Raw genomic sequence first — 22476 nt, forward strand, 5'->3', positions numbered from 1 at the left:
TGCCCGGCGCCCTGGTGTGATGCCCAGCGGTCACAGAACCGAAACCACCGGGTAACGGACTACTTATGTTGCGTACTGCATAGTGTCTCATTCCCGCCGCCGTTAGCCTATGGCGCCGCCGATCCAGGTTCCCAGGATGTACGTCACACCCGCGGCGGCGCCACCCAGGACGAGCTGGCGCAGACCGCTGAACCACCAGGACCGGGCCGTCACCCGCGCGACCACCGCTCCGCAGGCGATCAGCCCGACCAGCGCCAGCAGCACGGCGGGCCACAGGGCGGTGGCCCCGAGCAGGTAGGGCAGTACGGGCAGCAGCGCGCCCAGCGCGAAGGAGCCGAAGGAGGACACGGCGGCGACGAGCGGCGAGGGCAGGTCGTCGGGGTCTATCCCCAGCTCCTCGCGGGCATGGATCTCCAGCGCCTGGTCCGGGTCGCGCGACAGCTGCATCGCGACCTCGCGGGCGAGCGCCGGCTCCACCCCGCGCGAGACGTAGAGCTCGGCCAGCTCCTCCATCTCATCCACCGGGTGCTTGCGCAGCTGCTGGCGCTCCACGTCCAGTTCGGCGAGGACCAGCTCGCGCTGCGAGGCGACGGAGGTGTACTCGCCGGCCGCCATCGAGAAGGCGCCGGCGGCCAGGCCCGCCAGGCCGGTGATCACGATGGTCTGCGGTGCGACGGCGCCGCCGGCCACCCCGGTCATCAGGGCGAGGTTGGAGACGAGCCCGTCCATGGCACCGAAGACGGCCGGCCGCAGCCATCCACCGTTGACGTCGCGGTGGGTGTGGTTGTCGCGGTGGGCCGTGTGCAGCGGCGCTTCGATGTCGATGATGGACACGGCGTATCTCCCCTTTTGTACGAATGGGTACGAGCGGGTACGCGAAAGCCACGCGCGGTGGTGCCCGGCGCGGGGCGCTCCCCCGGAACACCTCGAAAGTACGCACGATTTACGGCTCCCGCCAGCAAGGAAGGCCGTACTTACCTGGGGTTTCGCGGGTCGGCGACCGGGTGACGGGGGTGCGCGGGGGGCGTTTCGCGGCGACAGACAAACCTCATGCCGTGGCACAAATCCCCCAAGGGCTCATGATGAGTCCCACCAAGTGGAGAGGCGCGCCATGGAGCTGATTGCATGCAATCCGCAGCTCATCCTCGAACGGGCCAGGGGCGCACTTCTCGGCCTCGCGGTGGGTGACGCGCTGGGCGCCCCCGCGGAGAACATGAAGCCGTCGGAGATCCGGGCGAAATGGGGCCGGATCGAAGGCTTCGTCTCGGACGACCCGGCCGGCACGGACGACACGGAATACGCCATCTTCTCGGGCCTGCTGCTCGCCCGCCACGGCTCCGCCCTGACCGTCGCGCACGTCGAGCGGGCCTGGCACCACTGGATCGCCGACCTGGACGAGGGCCCCTTCCGCGGTGCCGGCTTCTCGGAGCGCGGCACCCTCGAGAACCTCCGCCGCGGCCTGGCCGCGCCCATCTCGGCGCAGCACCGGCACGCCTGGTCGGACGGGCTCGCGATGCGGGCGGCCCCGTTCGGGGTGTTCGCGGCGGGCCGCCCCGCGGAGGCGGCCCGGCTCGTCGCCATCGACGGCTCGGTCAGCCACGACGGGGAGGGCATCTACGGCGGCCAGGCCGTCGCCGCCGGGGTGGCCGCGGCCATGGCGGGCGGCTCCCCCGTCTCCGCGGTCTCGGCGGCGCTGTCGGTCATCCCGTCCGACTCCTGGACGGCCCGCTCGCTGCGCCGCGCGGTGACCGCCGCCCCGCGCGGGGAGCGGGCGGTACGGTCGGCCGTCGTGATCGGCGGCTACCCCTGGACGGACCTCGCGCCGGAGGCGGTGGGCCTGGCCTTCGGGGCCTTCGCCGCCTGCGCGGGCGACTTCTCCGCCTCCGTCCTGACGGCGGTCAACATGGGCCGGGACGCCGACACCACCGCGGCGGTGGCGGGCGCCCTTGCCGGCGCCCTGTCGGGGGCGGCGGCGATCCCCGAGGCCTGGGCGTCGGCCATCGGCCCGGTCCGGGGCAGCTGCCTGCCGTCGATGCGCGGCTACCACGTCCTGGACATCGCGGACCTCCTCACCCCGGAAACCGAGCCCGCCCGATGACCCCGGACGCCCTCACCGACCCGTCCCCGAACCCGGCATCCGCAGACTCCCCCACCGGCCCGCCGCCGGCCCCGGCGTCCGCCGGCCCCCACACCGGCACGCCGCCGCAGGCAGGCGCCGTGGGTTTTCACGCCGGTCCGCCGCCAGAGGCGCCGGCCGCGCCCACGCCCGGTCCACCGGCCGCAGGCCCCCGGGCCGGCCTGCCACGGGAGGCACCGGCCGCGGGATTGCGCACCGGCACGCCGCCGAAGACGGCAGCCGCGGGCTCGCGTGCCCTGCGGGCGCCGGAGGCACCGGCCCCGGGGGCGCGCGCCGGTACGGCGTGGGGGGCCGGGGGCCTGCCCCCGGTTTCGGGAAGGGGCGGGGTGGGGGACGTCTCCGCCCCGGTCCGCAGCCCGGGCACGCTGCCCGCCGCCCCGCGCCAGGAGCCCCGTACGCCCATCCCACCGCCGGAGGCCACCGGCCAGGAACCCCCCGCACAGGCCACCGCCCCGGTGCCCCGTACGCCCGGCCCGCCGCAGGCGCCCCGGCGGATCGAGGGGCTCCTCCTCGGCCTCGCCGCCGGCGACGCCGCCGGCTGGCCAGCCGCGCGGCACCGGGCCAGCCGGATGCCCGAGTGGACCCGCCGCCTCACCCGCGAGCTCGACACCTTCGCGGAGCAGAACGCCACCACCACCCTCCCCGTCCCCATCGCCCTCAACCAGCCCCCCGAACCGCTGCGCCTCGGCCCCTCCGACGACGCCGAATGGGCCGCCTTCGCCGCCGAATCCGTCCTCACCGCCGCCGGCGCACTGCTCAGCGACCTCTCCCGCTCCCGCCGCATGCGCGCCGCCATCGACCTCGCCTGGAACGCCCTGGCCAGCGAGGTCGCCGCGGCCGCGGAACGCGCCCCCGAGGTGGAGTCCGCCGTGCTCCCGATGCGCGCCCGCATCTCGGTGCGCGCCGGGCTCGGCAACCTCGCCGCCGGCCTGCGCCCGCCCGCCACCGGCCACGACAACCCGCACTACTTCGACGACGCCGCCTGCGTGCGCGCCTGCGTACTCGCCGTCGTGCACCCCGGCGACCCCGAAGCGGCCGCGGACCTCGCCGAGTTCGACGCCCGTTACACCCAGGACGGCGACGGGGTCCACGGCGCCCGCGCCATGGCCGCCGCCGTCGCCACCGCCCTCGCGGGCGCGGACACCGACACGGCCGTCGACACCGCGCTGGCCCAGCTGCCCGCCGCCACCGAGATCGGCCGCAACGCCCGGCACGCCGTCACCCTCGCCCGCGCGGAGACCGGCGGCGCCTTCGCCCTCGTCCCGCTCCTGGAGCACCAGATCGTCGACCACGTCTACAGCTACGGCATCGCCGCCGCCGAAACCGTCCCCGTCGCCCTCGCCCTCGCCACCGCCGCCCGCGGCAGGGTCTGCGAGGCCGTCCCGGCCGCCGCCTGCCTCTCCCGCGTCGCCGACTCCGCCCCCGCCCTCGCCGGCGCCCTCACCGGCGCCCTCGGCGGCGGCGACTCCCTCCCCGCCGCCTGGCGCGAAGCCTGCCGCACCCTCTCCGGCTGCGCCCTGCCCCGGCTGGCCGGAACCGACCTCGTCGAACTCGCCGCACTGCTCACGCGTACGGAACTGACCACACGGAAGGGATGATCCGGGCATGACCCTCACACTGGAGGACCGGTTCACGGGCGCCCTCGTCGGAGCCGCCGTCGGCGACGCCCTCGGCGGCCCGGTGGAGGGCTGGTCCCCGGAACAGATCGCCGAACGGCACGGCGGCCGCGTCCACGGCATCGTCGGCCCCTGGTACGAGGACTGGCGCACCGCCAGACCCATCGCGCCCTACCACAAGGGCGACGGCCACGTCACCGACGACACCCTCATGACGCACGCGCTGGTCCGCGTCTACGCGGCCGTACGCGACCACCTGGACGCCTACGCGGTCGCCGAGCACCTCGTACCGGACCTGATGGGCGTCCCGCGCTGGATCCCCGAGCTGGAGGCCGAGGCCCTGCCCCTCCAGCGGGTGTTCCTCGCCGAGAAGTGGATCGTGACCCGGCTGCACTACGCGCACGCGGACCCCCGCGAGGCGGGCAACGGCAACATCGTCAACTGCGGCGCGGCGATGTACATGGCGCCGGTCGGGCTGGTCAACGCGGGCAACCCGGCCGCCGCGTACGCCGAGGCGCTGGACGTCGCGGGCGCGCACCAGTCCTCGTACGGGCGGGAGGCGGCGGGCGTCTTCGCGGCCGCGGTCGCGGCGGCCTGCATTCCGGGGGCGAGCGCCGCGTCGGTGGTGGACACCGCGCTGGCCCTGGCCAAGGACGGCACCCGCGAGGCCATCGCGGCGGTGCGCGACGTCGCGCTGCGGCACCGGGACGCCGAGTCCGCCCTCGCCCCGCTGCGGGCGGCGGTGGCCCCGTACGACTCGGTCGGCCCCGACTACCGCGCCCCCTCGCTGGGCGCCCGGCGCCCGTCCCGCCTGCACTCCGTCGAGGAGCTGCCGATCGCGCTCGGGATGCTGCTGGTCGCGGACGGGCGGTACGAGACCGCCGTGCTCGGCGCGGTCAACTACGGCCGCGACTGCGACTCCACCGCCACGATGGCGGGGGCGATCGCGGGGGCCCTGGGCGGGGAGTCCGCGGTGCCGGCCGGCTGGGCGAAGCAGGTCGCGGAGGCCAGCCGCCTCGACCTGCACGCCCCGGCGGCGGAGCTCGCCGCGGTCGCCCGGGAGGTCTTCGACCGGGACCGGTCCCGCCGGCGCGCCCACGAGAGCGCCTTCGCCGCCATCGCGTCCGCGCGGTGACGGCCTCCCGTACGGGGGCGGCCCCGGCCGCCGCCGGGGGGACGGCCTCCCCCGCCGCCGCCCCGGACCGCGTACGCCTCACCTGGGTGCAGCCCGAGGACCTGATCGGGCACGAGCTGCGCCAGGCGGCGGAGGACGGCCGGGACCCCGGCCCGGCCCTGCGCACCTGGCTCGCGGCGGGCGGCCGTCCGGCCCCCGCCCGGGCCGGGGCCTCCGCCGTCCCGGCCGCGCCGGAGCTGCGCGCCCTCGCCGGCCGCCTGCTGGACGGCCTCGCGGCCCTGCCCGTCCCCTCGGCCGCGGCCGAGCCCACCGCCTGGCCGGCCCTGCGCGCCACCTGGCCCGCGTCCCCGCCGCCGCCGGCCCGCGCGGAGGCGGAGCCGGGGCTGCAACGCCGGCTGGAGGCCGCCTGGCTCGGGCGGGCCGTCGGCTGCGTACTCGGCAAACCCGTGGAGAAGCTCCCCCTGGAGGGGATCCGCGCCCTCGCCCGCGCCGCCGGGAACTGGCCGCTGGACGACTGGTTCACCGCACGCGGCGTCCCCGCGGACGTCCTGGCCGCCCATCCGTGGAACCGGCGTTCCGCGCCCACCTCCCTCGCCGAGAACATCGACGGCGCGCCCGAGGACGACGACCTCGACCACCCCCTGCTCGGCCTGCTGCTGCTCCGGCGGCACGGCAAGGGGTTCACCACCGCCGACCTGGGCCGCCTCTGGCTCGACGAACTCCCCGCCGGCCGCACCTTCACCGCCGAGCGCGTCGCCTACCGCAACCTCCTCCAGGGGCTGGAACCCCCGCTCACCGCCACCCGGCACAACCCCTTCCGCGAGTGGATCGGCGCCCTCATCCGCGCCGACGTCCACGGCTGGACCAACCCGGCGGACCCGGCCGCGGCCGCCGAGCAGGCCTGGCGGGACGCCACCCTCACCCACACCGCCAACGGGGTCTACGCCGCGCTCTTCATCGCGGCCGCCACCGCCGAGGCCGCCGGCGGCCGGGCCGACGTGCACGGCGCGCTCCGGGCCGGCCTGGGCGTGGTACCGCCCGGCTCGCGCCTCGCCGAAGCCGTCCGCTTCGGGATCCGCGCCGCCCGCGAGGAGTCGGGTCCCACCCGTCCGGAGTGCGGGTTCGAGCGCGTCGTGGACCGGCTGCACGCCCGCTACGGCCACTACCACTGGGTGCACGCCGTCCCCAACACCGCGCTGATCGCGGCCGCCCTCACCCACGCCGACGGGGATTTCACGCACTCCGTGTGCCGGGCGGTGTCCGGCGGCTGGGACACCGACTCCAACGGCGCCACCGCCGGGTCGATCGCCGGGCTCCTGGCCGGGTCCCCGGAGCGGATCCCCGAGCGCTGGACCGCACCGCTGGGGAACCGCCTCGCCACCACCGTCGCCGGTTTCGACGGCGTCGGCTTCGACACCCTCGCCCACCTCACCGCCCAGGAGGCAACCCGATCATGACGGCCATCGCCGTGCTCGGCAGTACCAACATGGACCTCGTCGCCTACGTGCCCAAGGCCCCCCGCCTCGGGGAGACCGTCACCGGGCGGGAGTTCCGCACGGTCCCCGGCGGCAAGGGCGCCAACCAGGCGGTGGCCGCCGCCCGCCTCGGCGGGGAGGTGGTGATGATCGGCGCGGTCGGGGCGGACGAGTTCGGCGTACGGCTGCGGGCCGGGCTCACCGCGTCCGGGGTCGAGACCGCCGCCCTGCGCACCGTCGAGGGGCCGAGCGGAACCGCGCACATCACGGTGGACGACGAGGGCGGGAACAGCATCGTCGTCATTCCCGGCGCCAACGCCCGTGTCACCGGCCTGGAGGCGGGCGACGCGTCGCGGATCGGCGCCGCCGACTGCCTGCTGCTCCAGCTGGAACTCCCCCTGGAGGCCGTCCTCGCCGGCGCCCTCGCCGCCCGCGAGCACGGCGTCCGTACGGTCCTCACCCCGGCCCCGGCGCAGCCGCTGCCGGCCGGCCTGCTCGCCGCCACCGACCTGCTCGTCCCGAACGAGCACGAGGCCGCCGCCCTCACCGGCCTCACCGACCCGCTGCGGGCCGCCGAGGCGCTGCTGCGCGAGGTGCCGGAGGTGGTGGTCACCCTGGGCGCGGCCGGGTGCCTGTACGCGGCCCGGGGGCGCGAGCCCCTCACCGTGGCCGCGCCCCGGGTGCGGGCGGTGGACACCACCGCCGCCGGGGACACCTTCGTCGGGGCGCTCGCGGTGGCCCTCGGGGAGGGCCGCGCCATGCCGGAGGCGCTGCGCTGGGCCTCGGCGGCGGCGGCCCTGTCGGTCCAGCGGCCCGGGGCGCAGGACTCCATGCCGACCCGGGCGGAGACGGACGCCCTCGCCCCGGCCGGGCCGGCACCGGACTCCCCCGCGGCCGGGCCGGACGGGAACCCCGGCCCCGGCCCTTCGCCGGCCGGGCCGCGGCCGGGGGCGCCGGCCGCCGGGGCGCCCGGGACCGGGAGCGGCGCCGGATCCGGAGCGGCGTCGTGACCCCGGCCGGACGCGCACCCGCCGACGGACACGCACCCGCCGCGGCCGGCCCGGAAGCCGCCGGCGGCCCCCTCGCGGGGCTGCGCGTGCTCGACCTCGCCACCCTCTTCGCCGGGCCCCTCGCCGCCACCCTGCTCGGGGACTTCGGGGCCGAGGTGGTCAAGGTCGAGCACCCGCACCGGCCCGACCCCTCCCGCGGGCACGGCCCCGCCAAGGACGGGGTCGGGCTGTGGTGGAAGCTGCTCGGGCGGAACAAGCGGACGATGACCCTCGACCTGTCCACGCCCGGCGGCCGGGACACCCTGCTGCGGCTGGCCGCCACCGCCGACGTGGTCGTCGAGAACTTCCGCCCCGGCACCCTGGAGCGGTGGGGGCTGGGCTGGGCCGAGCTGTCCGCCGCCAACCCGCGGCTGGTCCTGGCCCGCGTCACGGCCTTCGGCCAGCAGGGCCCGTACGCCCGCCGCCCGGGCTTCGGCACCCTCGCCGAGGCGATGAGCGGGTTCGCCTCGATCACCGGCGAGCCGGACGGCCCGCCGACCCTCCCTCCCTTCGGGCTCGCGGACTCCATCGCCGCGCTGACCACCGCGTACGCGGTGATGACGGCGCTGGCGGCGCGCGACCGCACCGGGCACGGGCAGGTCGTGGACCTGGCCATCATCGAGCCGATCCTCACCGTGCTCGGCCCGCACCCGCTCTGGTACGACCAGCTCGGCTACGTCCAGCCGCGCACCGGCAACCGCTCGGCCAACAACGCCCCCCGCAACACCTACCGCAGCGCGGACGGCCGCTGGCTGGCGGTGTCCGCCTCGGCGCAGTCGGTCGCGGAGCGGGTGGTGCGCCTCGTCGGCCGGCCGGAGCTGGTCGCCGAGCCCTGGTTCCCGACCGGTTCCGGGCGGGCCGCCCATGCCGGGGTCATCGACGAGGCGGTCGGCGGCTGGATCGCACGGCACAAGGCGGACGAGGTGGTCGCGGCCTTCGAGGAGGCCGAAGCCGCCGTCGCCCTGGTCTACGACGTCCGGGACGTGATGGCCGATCCGCAGTTCGCGGCGCTCGACACGGTCACCGAGGTCGAGGACCCGGAACTGGGCCCGCTGAGGATGCAGAACGTCCTCTTCCGGCTGTCCGAGACCCCCGGCGGGATCCGCTGGGCGGGCCGCCCGCACGGCGCGGACACCGAAGCCGTCCTGACCGAGCTCGGCCTGACCCGGGCCGAGGTCGCCGCTCTCCGCCTGGAGGGAGCACTGTGATCCTGACCTGGCTCTACGCACCCGGGGACCGCCCGGAGGTGGTGGCCAAGGCCCTGCGCTGCGGGGCCGACGCGGTCATCGTCGACCTGGAGGACTCGGTGTCGGCCTCGCGCAAGGAGTACGCCCGCGCGGCCACCGCCGAACTGCTCACCGAGCGGCCCCCGGTCCCCGTCCACGTCCGCGTCAACGCCCTCGGCTCCCCCTGGTCGGGCGCGGACCTGACGGCGCTGGCCGGGCTGCACGGTCTCGCCGGGCTGCGGCTGCCCAAGGTCGACGCGCCGGAGCAGATCACCCGGGTGGCGGACCGCACCGGAGGGGTGGCGCTGTACGCGCTGCTGGAGTCCGCGCTGGGCGTGGAGAGGGCGTACGAGATCGCCCGCGCCCACCCCTCCTTGCAGGGGCTGACCCTGGGCGAGGCGGATCTGCGCGCCGACCTCGGCGTCAGCGCGGAGAGCGGGCTCGACTGGCCGCGTTCCCGGGTCGTCATCGCGGCCCGGGCCGCCGGGCTGGTGCCGCCGGCCCAGTCGGTCTTCCCGGACATCCGGGACCTGGAGGCGCTGGCCGTGTCCTGCGCGCGGGGGCGGGCGCTGGGGTTCCTCGGGCGGGCGGCGATCCACCCGCGCCAGCTGCCGGTGATCGAGCGGGCCTACCTCCCCGGGCCGGAGGAGGTCACCGCCGCCGAGGAGATCGTCACCGCCGCCCGCGCCATGCCGGGGGCCCTCGCCCTCCCGGACGGCCGCTTCGTGGACCCGGCGGTGGTGGCGGCCGCCCACCGCACCCTGTCCCTGTCGCAGCGCGCCACGTTTCCTTCCTGAGGCGCCGCACACCTTCTTCACGCGCCGCTCGCGCGACTCGGCCGCGGGCGGCCTCACCGGCTTCGCGCCGCTGCGCCGGACTCCGTCCGTCGGGTGTGGGGCGGGGTGGGTTCCGGTGGCCGGGGCCGGTGGGTCGTGTGCGGGTGGTGTGCCGCTGCGCGGGGCCGTCCCCTACCCGCCCTTCCACCGTTCCCAGGGGCGCTGCCCCTGACCCCGTACGGGCGCTGCGCGCCCGTCACCTCAAACGCCGGCGAGGCTGGATTTCCCAGCCTCGCCGGCGTTTGAGGCGCGGGGGTCTGGGGGCGGAGCCCCCAGGGAACGGTGGAAGGGCGGGGAGGGGCAAGCCCCGCGCAGCGGCACGCCCCACGGCACCGGCCGGGTACGACGGAGGGGGCGCCGCGACCCGCACGGCGCCCCCTCCGGTACGACCGGTCAGCTCTTGTCGGCCTCCGCGGCCTTCGTGAGACTGGTCGGCTTCGCGTCGGCCGGGACGGCCTTGTCATCGGCGTCGGCCTTGGCGTCCGCGTCCGCACCCGCCGGAACGGCCTCCGCGTCGGCGGCAGGGGCGTCGGCCGCGCCGGTGTCCCCGGAGGGACCCGGTTCGACGACCGCCTCGCGCCCCGGCCGCAGCTTCGCCGAGAGCACGAAGTACACCACCGCGAGGACGAAGACCACGATCGCGGTCCACACGTTCAGCCGCAGGCCCAGGATGTGGTGGGCCTCGTCGACGCGCATGTACTCGATCCACACGCGCCCGGAGCAGTACGCCGCGACGTACAGCGCGAACGCCCGCCCGTGGCCCAGCTTGAAGCGCCGGTCCGCCCAGATGACCAGTGCGGCGACGCCCAGGCACCACAGGGACTCGTAGAGGAAGGTCGGGTGGTAGGTGCCGGCGACCCGGTTCGGGCCCTCACTGATCTTCAGCGCCCACGGCAGGTCGGTGGGGCGGCCGTACAGCTCCTGGTTGAACCAGTTGCCCCAGCGCCCGCAGGCCTGGGCGATCGCGATGCCCGGGGCGAGCGCGTCGGCCCAGGCGGGCAGCGGGATGCCGCGCAGCCGGCAGCCGATCCAGGCGCCGACCGCGCCGAGCGCGATCGCGCCCCAGATGCCGAGGCCGCCCTCCCAGATCTTGAAGGCGTCGACCCAGTCCCGGCCCTCACCGAAGTAGAGCTGGTAGTCGGTGATCACGTGGTAGAGGCGGCCGCCGACCAGGCCGAACGGCACCGCCCACACGGCGATGTCCGCGACCGTGCCCGGCTTTCCGCCGCGCGCGACCCACCGCTTGTTGCCGAGCCAGACGGCGACGAAGACGCCGATGATGATGCAGAACGCGTAGCCGCGCAGCGGGATCGGTCCGAGATGGATCACGCCGGTCGACGGGCTGGGGATGTAAGCAAGGTCCATGGCAGACCTGACGCTACCCTGCCGGGCGGTACGCACCGCAACCCGCCCGGCAAGCTGAAACCAAAACCACACACGGCAGGACCGCCGCTCAGCCTCCCGATCCGGCTCCCGACCCCGCCCGGGAGCCGGAAGCGGAACCCGAGCCGGCGGAGGAGGGGGAGCTCTTGGTGCCGCTCCTCGACCCGCCGCTCCCGGAGCCCGCGGCGGACGCGGACGCCGACGGGGAGGCGGACGCCGACGGCGTCGTCTTGCCGCCGCCCTCGACCCTTTCCTTCAGCTTCTGCGGGGTCAGCGGGTTCGCCTCGTCCGCGAAGATGTTCTTGCCGTCGAGGAGCACGGTGGGGGTGCCCCGGAACTTCCCGGCGATGAAGGCCTCGTGCGACTTGCCCACCCAGCTGTTGTGGGTGCCGTCCTCCACGCAGGAGCGGAAGGCGGGGGTGTCCAGTCCCTCCACCTTCCCGGCCAGCTCCAGCAGCTTCGCGTTCTTGCCGTAGGCGTCGTCGGTCTCCGGCGGCTGGTTCTGGAAGAGGACGTCGTGGTAGGCGGAGAACTTGCCGGCGTCCTGGGCGCAGGCGGCGGCGTTGGCCCCCTTCAGGGAGCCGCTGCCGCGCATGTTGCCGTCGATGAGGGTGACCAGGTGGTACTCGACCTTGAGCAGCCCCTTGGCCTCCAGGTCGTGGATGGTGGTGCGGTAGTTGTCCTCGAAGGACTTGCAGGCGGGGCAGCGGAAGTCCTCCCACACCGTCAGGGTGGACTTGGCTTCGTTCTTGCCGGTCTGGATGGCGAGCGCGTCCTTGCCGGTGGCTCCGGAGGGCGCGGCCATCGGGCCGGTCTTGGCGGACTTGTCGCCCTTGCCGGTGTTGGCCGCGATCACGCCGACGACGGCGGCCAGGCCGAGCACGCCGACGACCGCTCCGGCCACCACCAGGGTGCGCCGGCGCTTGTCCCGGGCCTTCTGCCGCTCGCGCTCCTGCTGGAGTCGTTCGCGGGCCGATCGTTTCGTCGCATCGCGGTTCGCACCGTCGTTCTTCTCGCTCACGTTCGGCCAAACGAAGCGGGGAGGCACTCGCGTGCCTCCCCGCTGCCGATTCCACCCGATCGGGCTACAGAACCTCGTTCCGCGCCCGCTCGGGGTCAGGACCTGCGTACGCCTTCCGCAAGCTCGCCCGCCAGCGCCCGCACGGCGGACAGGCCCGCGGGCAGGTCCGGGGCGTCCAGGAGCAGCTTGACGAAGGCGGAGCCGACGATCACACCGTCGGCGAAGCCGGCGACCTGCTTGGCCTGCCGGGCGTTGGAGACGCCGAGGCCGACGCAGACCGGCAGCTCGGTGGTGGCGCGGGTGCGGCGCACCAGCTCCTGCGCCTCGTTGCCGACGGACTCGCGGGTGCCGGTGACCCCCATGAGGGAGGCGGCGTAGACGAAGCCGGAGCCGGCGGCGGTGATGGTGGCCAGGCGCTCGTCGCGGCTGCTGGGGGCGACGACGAAGACGGTGGCCAGACCGTGCTCGGCGGCGTGCTCGCGCCACAGCGCGGACTCCTGGACCGGCAGGTCGGGCAGGATGCAGCCGGCGCCGCCGGCGGCCGCGAGCTCGGCGGTGAACCGCTCGACGCCGTAGCGGTCGATGGGGTTCCAGTACGTCATGACCAGGATCGGGACCCCGGTGGCCTCGAAGGCCTCGCGCACGGTGCGCAGCACGTCGGCGATCTTCACGCCGCCGCGCAGGGCGATGTCGTCGGCGGTCTGGATGACGGCGCCGTCGAGGACGGGGTCGCTGTGCGGCAGGCCGATCTCGACGATGTCGGCGCCGCCCGCGATGACGGCCTTGACGGCCTCGATGCCGCCGTCGACGGTCGGGAAGCCGGCCGGGAGGTAGGCGACGAGGGCGGCGCGGTCCTCGGACCTGGCCTTGGCGAGGGTCGCGCTCAGCAGCTCGATGTTTCCGTTGGCGCTCACTTGTCGTCCCCCTCGGCGAACTCGTCGGCGGCGACTTCGCCGTCGGTGTCGTACAGCCCGAAGTAGCGGGCGGCGGTGTCCATGTCCTTGTCCCCGCGGCCGGACAGGTTGACCACGATGAGGCCGTCCGGGCCCAGTTCCTTGCCGAGGTCGAGGGCGCCGGCGAGGGCGTGGGCCGACTCGATGGCCGGGATGATGCCCTCGGTGCGGGAGAGCAGGCGCAGGGCCTGCATGGCGGCGTCGTCGGTGACCGCGCGGTACTCGCCGCGGCCGCTGTCCTTGAGGTAGGAGTGCTCGGGGCCGATGCCCGGGTAGTCCAGGCCGGCGGAGATGGAGTAGGGCTCGGTGATCTGGCCCTCCTCGTCCTGGAGGACGTAGCTGCGGGAGCCGTGCAGGATGCCGGGCTCGCCCGCGGTCAGGGTGGCGGCGTGCTCGCCGGTCTCCACGCCGTGTCCGGCGGGCTCGAAGCCGACGAGGCGCACCTCGGTGTCGGGGATGAAGGCGTGGAAGAGGCCGATGGCGTTGGAGCCGCCGCCGACGCAGGCGGCGACGGCGTCGGGCAGCCGGCCGGCGCGCTCGATGATCTGGCGGCGGGCCTCGACGCCGATGACGCGGTGGAAGTCGCGGACCATGGCCGGGAAGGGGTGCGGGCCGGCGACGGTGCCGAAGAGGTAGTGGGTCTGGTCCACGTTGGCGACCCAGTCGCGGAACGCCTCGTTGATGGCGTCCTTGAGGGTGCGGGAGCCGGACTTCACGGCGATGACCTCGGCGCCGAGCATGCGCATGCGGGCCACGTTGAGGGCCTGGCGCTGGGTGTCGATCTCGCCCATGTAGATGGTGCAGTCGAGGCCGAAGAGGGCACAGGCGGTGGCGGTGGCCACGCCGTGCTGGCCGGCGCCGGTCTCGGCGATGACGCGGGTCTTGCCCATGCGCTTGGTGAGCAGTGCCTGGCCCAGCACGTTGTTGATCTTGTGCGAGCCGGTGTGGTTGAGGTCCTCGCGCTTGAGGAAGATCCGGGCGCCGCCGGCGTGCTCGGCGAACCGGGGCACCTCGGTCAGGGCGCTGGGCCGGCCCGTGTAGTTGACCATGAGGTCGTTCAGCTCGGCGGCGAAGGCCGGGTCGCTCTTGGCCTTCTCGTACTCGACGGCGACCTCGTCCACGGCGGCGACGAGGGCCTCCGGGATGAACTTGCCGCCGAAGTCGCCGAAATAGCCCTCGGCGTTGGGGACGTGACCCTCCGGGTCCGGGATGAAGAACGAGGTGGTGGACATGCCACTGCTCCTACGGGTACGGGATGCGAGGCTCGACGCGGCTGGATGCACCGTATTGCGCCGCCGCTCCGCCGCCCGCGCACCCCGCGGAGGGTGGGCGGACGGGACGGTCCGCGCCCGCGCGGGGCAGGGACCGTACGCGGCCGCCCGCGGCCGGTGCCTCAGGGGTACCGGGCCGGGAGGGCCGTGGTCAGGGCGCGGTCGCCCCGCGCCATCGCATGCCGTTGACCTGTCCGGGCTCGGACCCGATCACGTAGCGCACCCGCCTGCCGTGCACGCGGCGTGCCGGGGCACGGCAGCCGCGGGGGCGGCAGCCGCGCGCCAGCGGCGCGTGCGCCGTCGGCACGCCGGCCGGGCCGTGGCCCGGTCGGGTGCGGACGGAGGGGGAGGCGGGAGGCATGGGAGTGGTCAGCTCCGCCCGTGGCGCAGGGCGGGGTGGGCGCCGGCGGCGACGAGGTCGGCGACGGCCGCCTTCGGGTCGCGGCCGGTGACCAGGGACTCGCCGACCAGGACGGCGTCGGCGCCCTCGTTGGCGTAGGCGATCAGGTCGTGCGGTCCGCGGATGCCGGACTCGGCGACCTTCACGATGTGCGGCGGGATCTCTCCGACGATCCGCTCGAAGGTGGAGCGGTCGACCTTGAGGTCCTTCAGGTTGCGCGCGTTGACGCCGATGATCTTGGCGCCGGCACTGACGGCCCGCTCGATCTCCTCCTCGTCGTGCACCTCCACGAGCGGGGTGAGGCCGATGGACTCGGCCCGCTCGATGAGGGAGACGAGGGCCTCCTGGTCCAGGGCCGCGACGATCAGCAGCACGAGGTCGGCGCCGTAGGCGCGGGCCTCCCACAGCTGGTACGCCGTGACGATGAAGTCCTTGCGCAGGATCGGGACGTCCACGCGGGCGCGGACGGCCTCCAGGTCGGCCAGCGAGCCGCCGAACCGGCGCTGCTCGGTGAGGACGGAGATGACCGCCGCCCCGCCGGCCTCGTAATCGGCGGCGAGCCCGGCCGGATCCGCGATCGCGGCCAGCGCGCCCTTGGAGGGGCTGGAGCGCTTGACCTCGCAGATCACCTTGACGCCGTCACCGCGCAGGGCGGCGACACCGTCCTTGGCCTGGGGCGCCTTGGCGGCACGCTCCTTGAGCTCGTCGAGGCTGACGCGGGCCTGCCGTTCGGCAAGGTCTTCGCGGACCCCTTCGATGATCTCGTCGAGCACACTCACGCGAGCGGCCCCCTTCCGGGTTGATGACGGTCGGCCGCCTTGCAGACACGTATCACTGCAAGGTCAGCACTCAAATGGTATCCGCAGGCAGCCGGGGCCTCCGCACGGAGTTCTCGGTTTCCCAGGGACTGGACACTCGGAATATTGCCTTCCCGTAGGCCCCGGCGGGGCCTCGTCCGGGGTCAGGGGGCCAGCGCGGAACCGAACGGGAGATTCCGGACAATCGAGAAGGCCAGTACCAGGGCCCCGATCCCCCACCAGTGGACCGGCCGCAGGGCGATCCGGGGCGCCGGGGCGCCGCGGAAGGCCCGCAGCAGCCACAGGGCCGTGAACACGGCGAAGACGAGGTAACCGGCCACCGCCACGGCGTTGGCCCCCAGGGCGGCCGGCAGGTCGCCGGTGGCGAAGGCGTGCGCGCTGCGCAGCCCGCCGCAGCCGGGGCACAGCACCCCGGTCAGCCGGAAGAGCGGGCAGACCGGGTAGTGCCCGGGCTCGTTGGGGTCGACGGCGCCCACGTACGCGAACGCCGCGACCGCCCCCGCCAGGGTCAGCGCCGGGGCGGCCAGCCGGCGGGCCCGGGAGGCCCGCACGGGCGCCGGGGCGTGCGGCAGCGGCGGCCGGGGCACGGCGGCCGGGGAGGCGGTGCGAGGGGCGTCCACCCGCTGATTCTCTCCGCTCATGACAAAAGGCGCAGCCCGGCGGGGCCGCGCCTTTCGCACAGCGGACCGGCGGACCCGCGGGATCGCGCTCAGACCTTGGCGGGGACCCGGTTGGCCGCGATGACCTCGGCGAGGTCGCGGTGGCCGTCCTTGGGGGCGCCCATGCCCGCGGCCCGCATCGCCATGCCGACGACACCGCCGAGCGCGACGACGACCAGGCCCGCCCAGAAGCCGAGCGGGTTCGCCAGCACCATGAAGGCGCCGGAGACGCAGAAACCGATGAAGGCGATGATGACACCGGTCCAGGCGGCCGGGGTGTGTCCGTGGCTCGTGCCCGCCATGAGTTGCTCCTCGTTGCTCTGTCTCAAGCTGTGTAGAGAGCGCGGCCTGTGTCGCACGCTCGCTGTCATTGTCCCGCACGGGAACGCGGGTTTCTCCAGCGGGTGGGGCCCGCCGGGGGCGCCGCGTCAGCGGGTGGGGTCCTCGCCGCGGTCCAGGGCCTTCCACAGGTCCTCCGGCCGGTCCGGGTCCACGGGGGCGGGGGTGCGCCCGCGGGGGCTGCCGTCGCGCTCGTAGCGGCCTCCCATCGCGGGCCAGCTCCGGCCGAAGCGCAGGGCCAGCAGGCCCGCGATCAGGATCAGGGCCGCGCCGGAGGCCGTGACGTACGGCCACGCGGTGTGGCTGAGCTCCACCACCCGGGCGGCGGTGTCCGCCGTCGCGGTGGCGGCCCGTTCGTCCAGGGCCCGCCGGTCGCCGGCGGCGGCCACCGCGGCCAGGGCCGCGCCCAGCCCGCTCAGGGCGAGCAGCCCGGACACCAGCAGCCGGCCCGGACCCCGTACGGCGAACACCGCGACCAGGGCCGCGAGGCCGACGATGGCCAGGGCCGCCGGAAGGCCGGTGACTGCCCGCCCGTCCGCGGTCAGGGGCAGCGTGCCGCCCCCGACGGAGGCGCTGCCCCGGGCCCAGGTGCGGCCGGAGGCGAGCAGGACGACGGTGGCGCCGAGCGCGCCGAGCAGCAGGGCGGCGGCCACGGTGCGGCGGCCGGTGCTGCTGTCGGGGGCCTCGGCCTCGTTGACGGGGTGTACGGCACTCACGTACCCCACTATCCCCTACGGGCTCAGGCGCGGTGCAGCCGGTTCGCCGCTCCCACGGCACGCAGGACGGCGGCGGCCTTGTTGCGGCACTCCTGGTCCTCCAGCTCGGGCACCGAGTCGGCGACGACGCCCGCTCCGGCCTGCACGTACGCCGTGCCGTCGCGCAGCAGCGCGGTGCGGATGGCGATGGCGGTGTCGGAGTCCCCCGCGAAGTCGAGGTAGCCGACGCAGCCGCCGTACAGGCCGCGGCGGGAGGGCTCCAGTTCCTCGATGATCTGCATGGCGCGCGGCTTGGGCGCACCGGAGAGGGTGCCGGCGGGGAAGCAGGCGGTGAGCACGTCGAAGGCGGTCCTGCCCTCGGCGACGCGGCCGGTGACGGTGGAGACGATGTGCATGACGTGCGAGTAGCGCTCGATGCTCATGAAGTCGACGACCTCGACGGAGCCCGGCTCGCAGACCCGGCCCAGGTCGTTGCGGCCGAGGTCGACGAGCATGAGGTGCTCGGCGCGCTCCTTGGGGTCGGCCAGCAGCTCCTCGGCGAGGTCGTTGTCCTCCTGCGGGGTCGCGCCGCGGTGGCGGGTGCCGGCGATGGGGTGGACCATCGCCCGGCCGTCCTCGACCTTGACCAGCGCCTCGGGGCTGGAGCCGACCACGTCGAAGCCGTTCTCGAAGCGGAAGAGGTACATGTACGGGGACGGGTTGGTGGCCCGCAGCACCCGGTAGACGTCCAGCGCGGAGGCGTGGCAGGGGGTCTCGAACCGCTGCGAGGGCACCACCTGGAAGGCCTCGCCGGCCCGGATGCGCTCCTTGACGTCCTCGACGGCGGCCTGGTACTTCTCGCCGCCCCAGAGCGCGTCGAAGGGCGGCAGCGCGGACTCCGGGAGCGCGGCGGGCGCGTAGGGCGCGGGCCGGGCGAGGTCGGCCTCCATCGCGTCGAGGCGGGCGACGGCGTCGGCGTGGGCCTCGTCCGCCCCGGTGTCGAGGGCGTTGTGGTTGATGGCGTTGGCGATGAGCAGGACCGTGCCGTCCCAGTGGTCGAGGACCGCCAGGTCGGAGGTGAGGAGCATGGTCAGCTCGGGGAGCTCGAGGTCGTCCTCGGCGTGGTCGCCGATGCGCTCCAGCCGGCGCACGATGTCGTAGCCGAGGTAGCCGACCATGCCGCCGGTGAAGGGCGGCATGCCGCCCGCCAGGTCGCGGGGGGTGTGCAGGGCCTCGACGGTGGCGCGCAGGGCTTCGAGGGGGTCGCCGTCCGTGGGGACGCCGACGGGCGGGGTGCCGATCCAGTGCGCCTGGCCGTCCTTGACGGTGAGGGTGGAGTCGCTGCGCACGCCGACGAAGGAGTAGCGGGACCAGGAGCGCCCGTTCTCGGCGGATTCCAGCAGGAAGGTGCCGGGGCGTTCGGCGGCCAGCTTCCGGTAGAGCCCGACCGGGGTGTCCCCGTCGGCCAGCAGCCGACGGCTCACGGGGATGACGCGGCGGTCGGCCGCGAGCTTGCGGAACGTCTCGAGATCCATGGGCGGGACCCTAACTGGCTAGCTGGCGTCGGTGAAAAGGACATCCGCGTCGAAGCACGTGCGGGCGCCGGTGTGGCAGGCGGCCCCGACCTGGTCGACCTTCACGAGCACGGTGTCGGCGTCGCAGTCGAGGGCGACGGACTTCACGTACTGGAAGTGGCCCGAGGTGTCCCCCTTGACCCAGTACTCCTGCCGGCTGCGGGACCAGTAGGTGCAGCGGCCCGTGGTGAGGGTGCGGTGCAGGGCCTCGTCGTCCATCCAGCCGAGCATGAGCACCTCGCCGGTGTCGTACTGCTGGGCGATGGCCGGAACCAGGCCGTCCGCGGAGCGCTTGAGGCGGGCGGCGACGGCGGGGTCGAGGGAGGACGTACTCATGGGCCCCATTGTGCCGCGCGGCGGGACCGGTCATGGATCACCGTCCGCCTGATGAGCAGCCTCCGGGCGGGTCCCGGCCTGGCGGGTGTCCGGCGGATCAGGGCCGGACACCCCTAAGCTGGCCCGTATGTCGACCCATGCGAAGCGTGAACGCCTGCTGCTGGCGGACCTGTTGGAGGCGGCCGGGCCGGAGGCGCCGACCCTGTGCGAGGGCTGGACCTGCCGGGACCTGGCGGCGCACGTCGTGGTCCGCGAGCGCCGCCCGGACGCGGCGGGCGGGCTGCTGCTGAACGTGCTGAAGGACCGCCTCGACCGGGCGATGGCCGAGTACACGGCCAAGCCGTACGAGGAGTTGATCCAGCTGATCCGCACCGGGCCGCCGAAGCTGTCCGTGTACGCGCTGAAGCAGATCGACGAGGCCGCCAACGCGGTGGAGTTCTACGTCCACGCGGAGGACGTACGGCGCGCGCAGCCGGACTGGACCCCGCGGACGCTGGACCCGGTGTTCTCGGACGCGCTGTGGTCCCGGCTGGAGAAGCTGGCCCGGCTGACGGGCCGCCGCTCGCCGGTGGGCCTGGTGCTGCGCCGCCCGGACGGCCGCACGGCGGTCGCCCACAAGGGCGTACCGGTGGTGACGGTGACCGGGGAGCCGGGTGAGCTGACGCTGTTCTGCTTCGGCCGCCAGAACTCCGCGGCGGTGGAGCTGGACGGCGAGAAGGAGGCCGTGTCCCGGCTGACGGTCGCCCGGCTGGGAATCTGACGGCGCGGGGGCCGTCGACCCCCGCCGTCCGTCCCGGCTCCGGCCGCGGCTGTGACGTCCGCGGCCGGAGCCGGATCATCTGGATGCCCGGGGGTCAGCGGACCGGGTGGCCTGCCTCGCGCAGGGCTTCCTTGACCTGGCCGATGCGCAGGTCGCCGAAGTGGAACACCGAGGCGGCGAGGACCGCGTCGGCGCCGGCGTCGATCGCGGGCGGGAAGTGCTCCAGCTTGCCGGCGCCGCCCGAGGCGATCACCGGGACGGTGACGTGCCGGCGTACGGCGGCGATCATCTCGGTGTCGTAGCCGTCCTTGGTGCCGTCGGCGTCCATGGAGTTCAGCAGGATCTCCCCGGCGCCGAGTTCGGCCGCGCGGTGCGCCCACTCGACGGCGTCGATCCCGGTGCCCCGGCGGCCGCCGTGGGTGGTGACCTCGAAGGAGCCGGCAGGGGTGCGGCGGGCGTCGACCGACAGGACGAGCACCTGGCGGCCGAAGCGCTCGGCGATCTCCTGGATCAGCTCGGGCCGGGCGATGGCGGCCGTGTTGACGCCCACCTTGTCGGCGCCCGCCCGCAGCAGCTTGTCCACGTCGTCGGCCGTGCGGACGCCGCCGCCGACCGTGAGCGGGATGAAGACCTGCTCGGCGGTGCGCCGGACCACGTCGTAGGTGGTCTCGCGGTTGCCGGAGGAGGCGGTGATGTCGAGGAAGGTCAGCTCGTCGGCGCCCTCGGCGTCGTACAGCTTGGCCATCTCCACCGGGTCACCGGCGTCGCGCAGGTTCTGGAAGTTGACGCCCTTGACGACGCGGCCGTTGTCCACGTCCAGGCAGGGGATCACGCGTACGGCGAGGGTCACCGCGCCACCTCCCCGTAGGCCTCCACCTCGACCTCGACGACCATGCTCGGGTCGACGAAGCCGGAGACGATGAGCATGGTGGCGGCGGGGCGGACGGTGTCGAACAGCGTCTGGTGGGCGCGGCCGACCTCGTCCACGTCGCGCGCGTGCGTCAGGTACATCCGGGTGCGGACCACGTTCTCCGGTCCCAGCCCGGCCTCGGCGAGCGCCTTGAACGCGACCTCGAAGGCCTTGACGGTCTGGTCGTAGGGGCCGCCCGCGTCGGCGGCGGTGCAGCCGGAGACCAGGACGAGCCCGTTGGGCAGCTGCACGGCACGGGAGTAGCCGATGACGTCCTCGTAGGGGCCGCCGGAGGAGATCCTGCGGATGCCGGAGGCCGAGGAGGAGGGAGAGGAGGGGGTGGAGCTCATGCGCGGACCGCCTTCAGGGCTTCTTCCAGGGTGAAGGCCTTGGCGTACAGGGCCTTGCCGACGATGGCGCCCTCGACGCCGAGGGGGACGAGCTCGGACAGGGCCCGCAGGTCGTCCAGGGAGGAGACGCCGCCGGAGGCGACGACCGGCCGGTCGGTGGCGGCGCAGACGTTCCGCAGCAGCTCCAGGTTGGGGCCGGTCAGCGTGCCGTCCTTGCCGATGTCGGTGACGACGTAGCGGGCGCAGCCCTCGGAGTCCAGGCGGGCGAGGGTCTCGTACAGGTCACCGCCCTCGCTGGTCCAGCCGCGGCCCTTGAGGGTGGTGCCGCGGACGTCGAGGCCGATGGCGATCCTGTCGCCGTGTTCGGCGATGGCCTTGGCGGCCCACTCGGGGGTCTCCAGGGCGGCGGTGCCGAGGTTGACGCGGGTACAGCCGGTGGCGAGGGCCGCGGCGAGCGTGGCGTCGTCGCGGATGCCGCCGGACAGCTCGACCTTGATGTCCATCGCACGGGTGATCTCGGCGACCAGGGCACGGTTGTCGCCGGTGCCGAAGGCGGCGTCCAGGTCGACCAGGTGCAGCCACTCGGCGCCGGAGGCCTGCCAGGCGAGGGCCGCCTCCAGCGGGGAGCCGTAGGAGGTCTCACTGCCCGACACGCCGTGCACGAGGCGTACGGCCTGGCCGTCGCGGACGTCGACCGCGGGAAGGAGTTCGAGCGTGGGTGCGGTCATCACAGGGTCTCGATCCAGTTGGTGAGGAGCTGGGCGCCGGCGTCGCCGGACTTCTCGGGGTGGAACTGGGTGGCCCACAGGGCGCCGTTCTCCACCGCCGCGACGAACCGCTCGCCGTGCGTGGCCCAGGTGACCTTGGGGCCCCTGATCCTCGGGTTGGTGACCTCCAGGGACCAGTCGTGGGCCGCGTAGGAGTGCACGAAGTAGAACCGGGCGTCGGCGTCCAGCCCGGCGAAGGCCTGGCTGCCGGCCGGGGCCTCGACGGTGTTCCAGCCCATGTGGGGGACGACGGGGGCCTTCAGCGGGCCCACGGTGCCGGGCCACTCGTCGAGGCCCTCGGTCTCCACGCCGTGCTCGATGCCGCGCTCGAAGAGGATCTGCATGCCGACGCAGATGCCCATGACGGGGCGGCCGCCGGAGAGGCGGCGGCCGATGATCCAGTCGCCGCGGGCGTCCTTGAGGCCCTGCATGCAGGCGGAGAAGGCGCCCACACCGGGCACGAGCAGCCCGTCGGCGTCCATCGCCCGGTCGTAGTCGCGGGTGATCTCGACGTCCGCGCCGACGCGCGCGAGGGCGCGCTCGGCGGAGCGGATGTTGCCGAAGCCGTAGTCGAAGACCACGACGTTCTTCTTGGCGGTCATGCCCAGATCCCTTGGATTCGCAGGACTCCCGCGGCCAGACACATCGCGGAGGCGAGAGCGAGCAGAACGATCACCGACAGGGGCATCTTCTGCTTCTGGAAGGAGTAGACGCCGCCGGCCAGGAACAGGCCGACGACGATCAGGATGGTGTTCAGACCGTTCAC

General features: G+C 74.7%; 25 protein-coding genes. 8 read left to right on the forward strand and 17 right to left on the reverse strand.

The window, feature by feature from the left end:
• Positions 1-102: 102 nt before the first annotated feature.
• A complete protein-coding gene (locus ACZ501_RS01115; RefSeq protein WP_468791580.1) occupies positions 103-834 on the reverse strand; it encodes a VIT1/CCC1 transporter family protein in 732 nt (243 codons plus the stop codon).
• Positions 835-1111: 277 nt separating this feature from the next.
• Here ACZ501_RS01115 and ACZ501_RS01120 point away from each other — a divergent pair, with 277 nt between their 5' ends.
• From ACZ501_RS01120 to ACZ501_RS01150, 7 genes are all read left to right on the forward strand, one after another.
• Complete coding sequence (locus ACZ501_RS01120; protein WP_361602194.1) at positions 1112-2098, forward strand: ADP-ribosylglycohydrolase family protein; 987 nt, start codon at positions 1112-1114, stop codon at positions 2096-2098.
• A 365-nt stretch (positions 2099-2463) separates the two neighbouring features.
• The gene (locus tag ACZ501_RS01125) at positions 2464-3735 is read left to right on the forward strand and encodes an ADP-ribosylglycohydrolase family protein (RefSeq protein ID WP_468791583.1); all 1272 of its coding nucleotides are present in this window, start codon (positions 2464-2466) and stop codon (positions 3733-3735) included.
• A 7-nt stretch (positions 3736-3742) separates the two neighbouring features.
• Positions 3743-4888, forward strand: a complete 1146-nt coding sequence (locus tag ACZ501_RS01130) for an ADP-ribosylglycohydrolase family protein (RefSeq protein WP_361610860.1) — start codon at positions 3743-3745, stop codon at positions 4886-4888.
• A gap of 86 nt (positions 4889-4974) precedes the next feature.
• Positions 4975-6345: an ADP-ribosylglycohydrolase family protein gene (locus tag ACZ501_RS01135; protein ID WP_468792641.1), complete on the forward strand. Its 1371-nt coding sequence runs from the start codon at positions 4975-4977 to the stop codon at positions 6343-6345.
• The gene (rbsK, locus tag ACZ501_RS01140; RefSeq protein WP_468791586.1) at positions 6342-7373 is read left to right on the forward strand and encodes a ribokinase; all 1032 of its coding nucleotides are present in this window, start codon (positions 6342-6344) and stop codon (positions 7371-7373) included. Before ACZ501_RS01135 ends, rbsK begins: the two co-directional genes overlap by 4 nt.
• A complete protein-coding gene (locus ACZ501_RS01145; RefSeq protein WP_468791589.1) occupies positions 7370-8620 on the forward strand; it encodes a CaiB/BaiF CoA transferase family protein in 1251 nt (416 codons plus the stop codon). The genes rbsK and ACZ501_RS01145 overlap by 4 nt, the downstream gene beginning before the upstream one ends.
• Positions 8617-9435 carry an HpcH/HpaI aldolase/citrate lyase family protein gene (locus ACZ501_RS01150; protein ID WP_468791592.1) on the forward strand — a complete coding sequence of 273 codons (819 nt, stop codon included), beginning with the start codon at positions 8617-8619 and terminating at the stop codon, positions 9433-9435. Before ACZ501_RS01145 ends, ACZ501_RS01150 begins: the two co-directional genes overlap by 4 nt.
• Before the next feature lie 432 nt (positions 9436-9867).
• Here ACZ501_RS01150 and lgt read toward each other — a convergent pair whose 3' ends face one another.
• From lgt to hisI, 11 genes are all read right to left on the reverse strand, one after another.
• Entirely contained in the window at positions 9868-10839 is a 972-nt protein-coding gene (gene lgt / locus ACZ501_RS01155; protein ID WP_468791595.1) for a prolipoprotein diacylglyceryl transferase, read from the reverse strand.
• Positions 10840-10927: 88 nt separating this feature from the next.
• Positions 10928-11878, reverse strand: coding sequence for a DsbA family protein (locus ACZ501_RS01160; RefSeq protein WP_361611536.1), 951 nt, complete (start codon positions 11876-11878; stop codon positions 10928-10930).
• Between the two features lie 95 nt (positions 11879-11973).
• Positions 11974-12792, reverse strand: a complete 819-nt coding sequence (gene trpA / locus ACZ501_RS01165) for a tryptophan synthase subunit alpha (RefSeq protein WP_361600075.1) — start codon at positions 12790-12792, stop codon at positions 11974-11976.
• The gene (gene trpB, locus ACZ501_RS01170; RefSeq protein ID WP_361600078.1) at positions 12789-14063 is read right to left on the reverse strand and encodes a tryptophan synthase subunit beta; all 1275 of its coding nucleotides are present in this window, start codon (positions 14061-14063) and stop codon (positions 12789-12791) included. The genes trpA and trpB overlap by 4 nt, the downstream gene beginning before the upstream one ends.
• A gap of 190 nt (positions 14064-14253) precedes the next feature.
• Positions 14254-14463, reverse strand: coding sequence for a tryptophan biosynthesis modulator TrpM (gene trpM, locus ACZ501_RS01175; RefSeq protein WP_361600081.1), 210 nt, complete (start codon positions 14461-14463; stop codon positions 14254-14256).
• Positions 14464-14471: 8 nt separating this feature from the next.
• Complete coding sequence (gene trpC, locus ACZ501_RS01180) at positions 14472-15281, reverse strand: indole-3-glycerol phosphate synthase TrpC (protein WP_361600084.1); 810 nt, start codon at positions 15279-15281, stop codon at positions 14472-14474.
• Between the two features lie 182 nt (positions 15282-15463).
• On the reverse strand, positions 15464-15961 hold the full coding sequence (locus ACZ501_RS01185) for a DUF2752 domain-containing protein (RefSeq protein WP_468791598.1): 498 nt from the start codon (positions 15959-15961) through the stop codon (positions 15464-15466).
• Between the two features lie 68 nt (positions 15962-16029).
• The gene (locus ACZ501_RS01190) at positions 16030-16281 is read right to left on the reverse strand and encodes an HGxxPAAW family protein (RefSeq protein WP_361600090.1); all 252 of its coding nucleotides are present in this window, start codon (positions 16279-16281) and stop codon (positions 16030-16032) included.
• Positions 16282-16407: 126 nt separating this feature from the next.
• Complete coding sequence (locus ACZ501_RS01195; RefSeq protein WP_468791600.1) at positions 16408-17043, reverse strand: TIGR02234 family membrane protein; 636 nt, start codon at positions 17041-17043, stop codon at positions 16408-16410.
• A 14-nt stretch (positions 17044-17057) separates the two neighbouring features.
• Positions 17058-18548 (reverse strand): anthranilate synthase component I, encoded by a 1491-nt coding sequence (locus tag ACZ501_RS01200; RefSeq protein ID WP_361600095.1) that lies wholly within the window; start codon positions 18546-18548, stop codon positions 17058-17060.
• A gap of 18 nt (positions 18549-18566) precedes the next feature.
• The gene (hisI, locus tag ACZ501_RS01205; protein ID WP_361600098.1) at positions 18567-18932 is read right to left on the reverse strand and encodes a phosphoribosyl-AMP cyclohydrolase; all 366 of its coding nucleotides are present in this window, start codon (positions 18930-18932) and stop codon (positions 18567-18569) included.
• Positions 18933-19050: 118 nt separating this feature from the next.
• Between hisI and ACZ501_RS01210 the strand changes: the two genes are divergently transcribed.
• Entirely contained in the window at positions 19051-19683 is a 633-nt protein-coding gene (locus ACZ501_RS01210; protein WP_361600101.1) for a TIGR03085 family metal-binding protein, read from the forward strand.
• A 94-nt stretch (positions 19684-19777) separates the two neighbouring features.
• Here the strand turns inward: ACZ501_RS01210 and hisF are convergent, their stop codons facing one another.
• Genes hisF through ACZ501_RS01235 form a run of 5 tightly spaced genes read right to left on the reverse strand, consistent with a single transcriptional unit; the run spans position 19778 to position 22476 of the window.
• Positions 19778-20533: an imidazole glycerol phosphate synthase subunit HisF gene (gene hisF / locus ACZ501_RS01215; protein WP_361600104.1), complete on the reverse strand. Its 756-nt coding sequence runs from the start codon at positions 20531-20533 to the stop codon at positions 19778-19780.
• Positions 20530-20943 carry a RidA family protein gene (locus tag ACZ501_RS01220; protein WP_361600107.1) on the reverse strand — a complete coding sequence of 138 codons (414 nt, stop codon included), beginning with the start codon at positions 20941-20943 and terminating at the stop codon, positions 20530-20532. The genes hisF and ACZ501_RS01220 overlap by 4 nt, the downstream gene beginning before the upstream one ends.
• Positions 20940-21671, reverse strand: coding sequence for a bifunctional 1-(5-phosphoribosyl)-5-((5-phosphoribosylamino)methylideneamino)imidazole-4-carboxamide isomerase/phosphoribosylanthranilate isomerase PriA (gene priA / locus ACZ501_RS01225; RefSeq protein WP_361600110.1), 732 nt, complete (start codon positions 21669-21671; stop codon positions 20940-20942). Before priA ends, ACZ501_RS01220 begins: the two co-directional genes overlap by 4 nt.
• Positions 21671-22312, reverse strand: coding sequence for an imidazole glycerol phosphate synthase subunit HisH (hisH, locus tag ACZ501_RS01230; protein WP_361600113.1), 642 nt, complete (start codon positions 22310-22312; stop codon positions 21671-21673). Before hisH ends, priA begins: the two co-directional genes overlap by 1 nt.
• Entirely contained in the window at positions 22309-22476 is a 168-nt protein-coding gene (locus tag ACZ501_RS01235; RefSeq protein ID WP_361600116.1) for a hypothetical protein, read from the reverse strand. Before ACZ501_RS01235 ends, hisH begins: the two co-directional genes overlap by 4 nt.

The organism is Streptomyces sp. NPDC034085 (assembly GCF_055575555.1).

What these genes read in the sequence shown, in the direction of transcription:
- ACZ501_RS01210 (WP_361600101.1), top strand. Translation starts at nt 19,051, where the DNA reads ATGTCGACCCATGCGAAGCGTGAACGCCTGCTGCTGGCGGACCTGTTG.
- hisI (WP_361600098.1), bottom strand. Translation starts at nt 18,932, where the DNA reads ATGGGGCCCATGAGTACGTCCTCCCTCGACCCCGCCGTCGCCGCCCGC.
- trpM (WP_361600081.1), bottom strand. Translation starts at nt 14,463, where the DNA reads ATGCCTCCCGCCTCCCCCTCCGTCCGCACCCGACCGGGCCACGGCCCG.
- rbsK (WP_468791586.1), top strand. Translation starts at nt 6,342, where the DNA reads ATGACGGCCATCGCCGTGCTCGGCAGTACCAACATGGACCTCGTCGCC.
- trpB (WP_361600078.1), bottom strand. Translation starts at nt 14,063, where the DNA reads ATGTCCACCACCTCGTTCTTCATCCCGGACCCGGAGGGTCACGTCCCC.
- ACZ501_RS01130 (WP_361610860.1), top strand. Translation starts at nt 3,743, where the DNA reads ATGACCCTCACACTGGAGGACCGGTTCACGGGCGCCCTCGTCGGAGCC.
- ACZ501_RS01200 (WP_361600095.1), bottom strand. Translation starts at nt 18,548, where the DNA reads ATGGATCTCGAGACGTTCCGCAAGCTCGCGGCCGACCGCCGCGTCATC.
- ACZ501_RS01190 (WP_361600090.1), bottom strand. Translation starts at nt 16,281, where the DNA reads ATGGCGGGCACGAGCCACGGACACACCCCGGCCGCCTGGACCGGTGTC.
- ACZ501_RS01120 (WP_361602194.1), top strand. Translation starts at nt 1,112, where the DNA reads ATGGAGCTGATTGCATGCAATCCGCAGCTCATCCTCGAACGGGCCAGG.
- ACZ501_RS01185 (WP_468791598.1), bottom strand. Translation starts at nt 15,961, where the DNA reads ATGAGCGGAGAGAATCAGCGGGTGGACGCCCCTCGCACCGCCTCCCCG.
- lgt (WP_468791595.1), bottom strand. Translation starts at nt 10,839, where the DNA reads ATGGACCTTGCTTACATCCCCAGCCCGTCGACCGGCGTGATCCATCTC.
- hisH (WP_361600113.1), bottom strand. Translation starts at nt 22,312, where the DNA reads ATGACCGCCAAGAAGAACGTCGTGGTCTTCGACTACGGCTTCGGCAAC.
- priA (WP_361600110.1), bottom strand. Translation starts at nt 21,671, where the DNA reads ATGACCGCACCCACGCTCGAACTCCTTCCCGCGGTCGACGTCCGCGAC.
- ACZ501_RS01220 (WP_361600107.1), bottom strand. Translation starts at nt 20,943, where the DNA reads ATGAGCTCCACCCCCTCCTCTCCCTCCTCCTCGGCCTCCGGCATCCGC.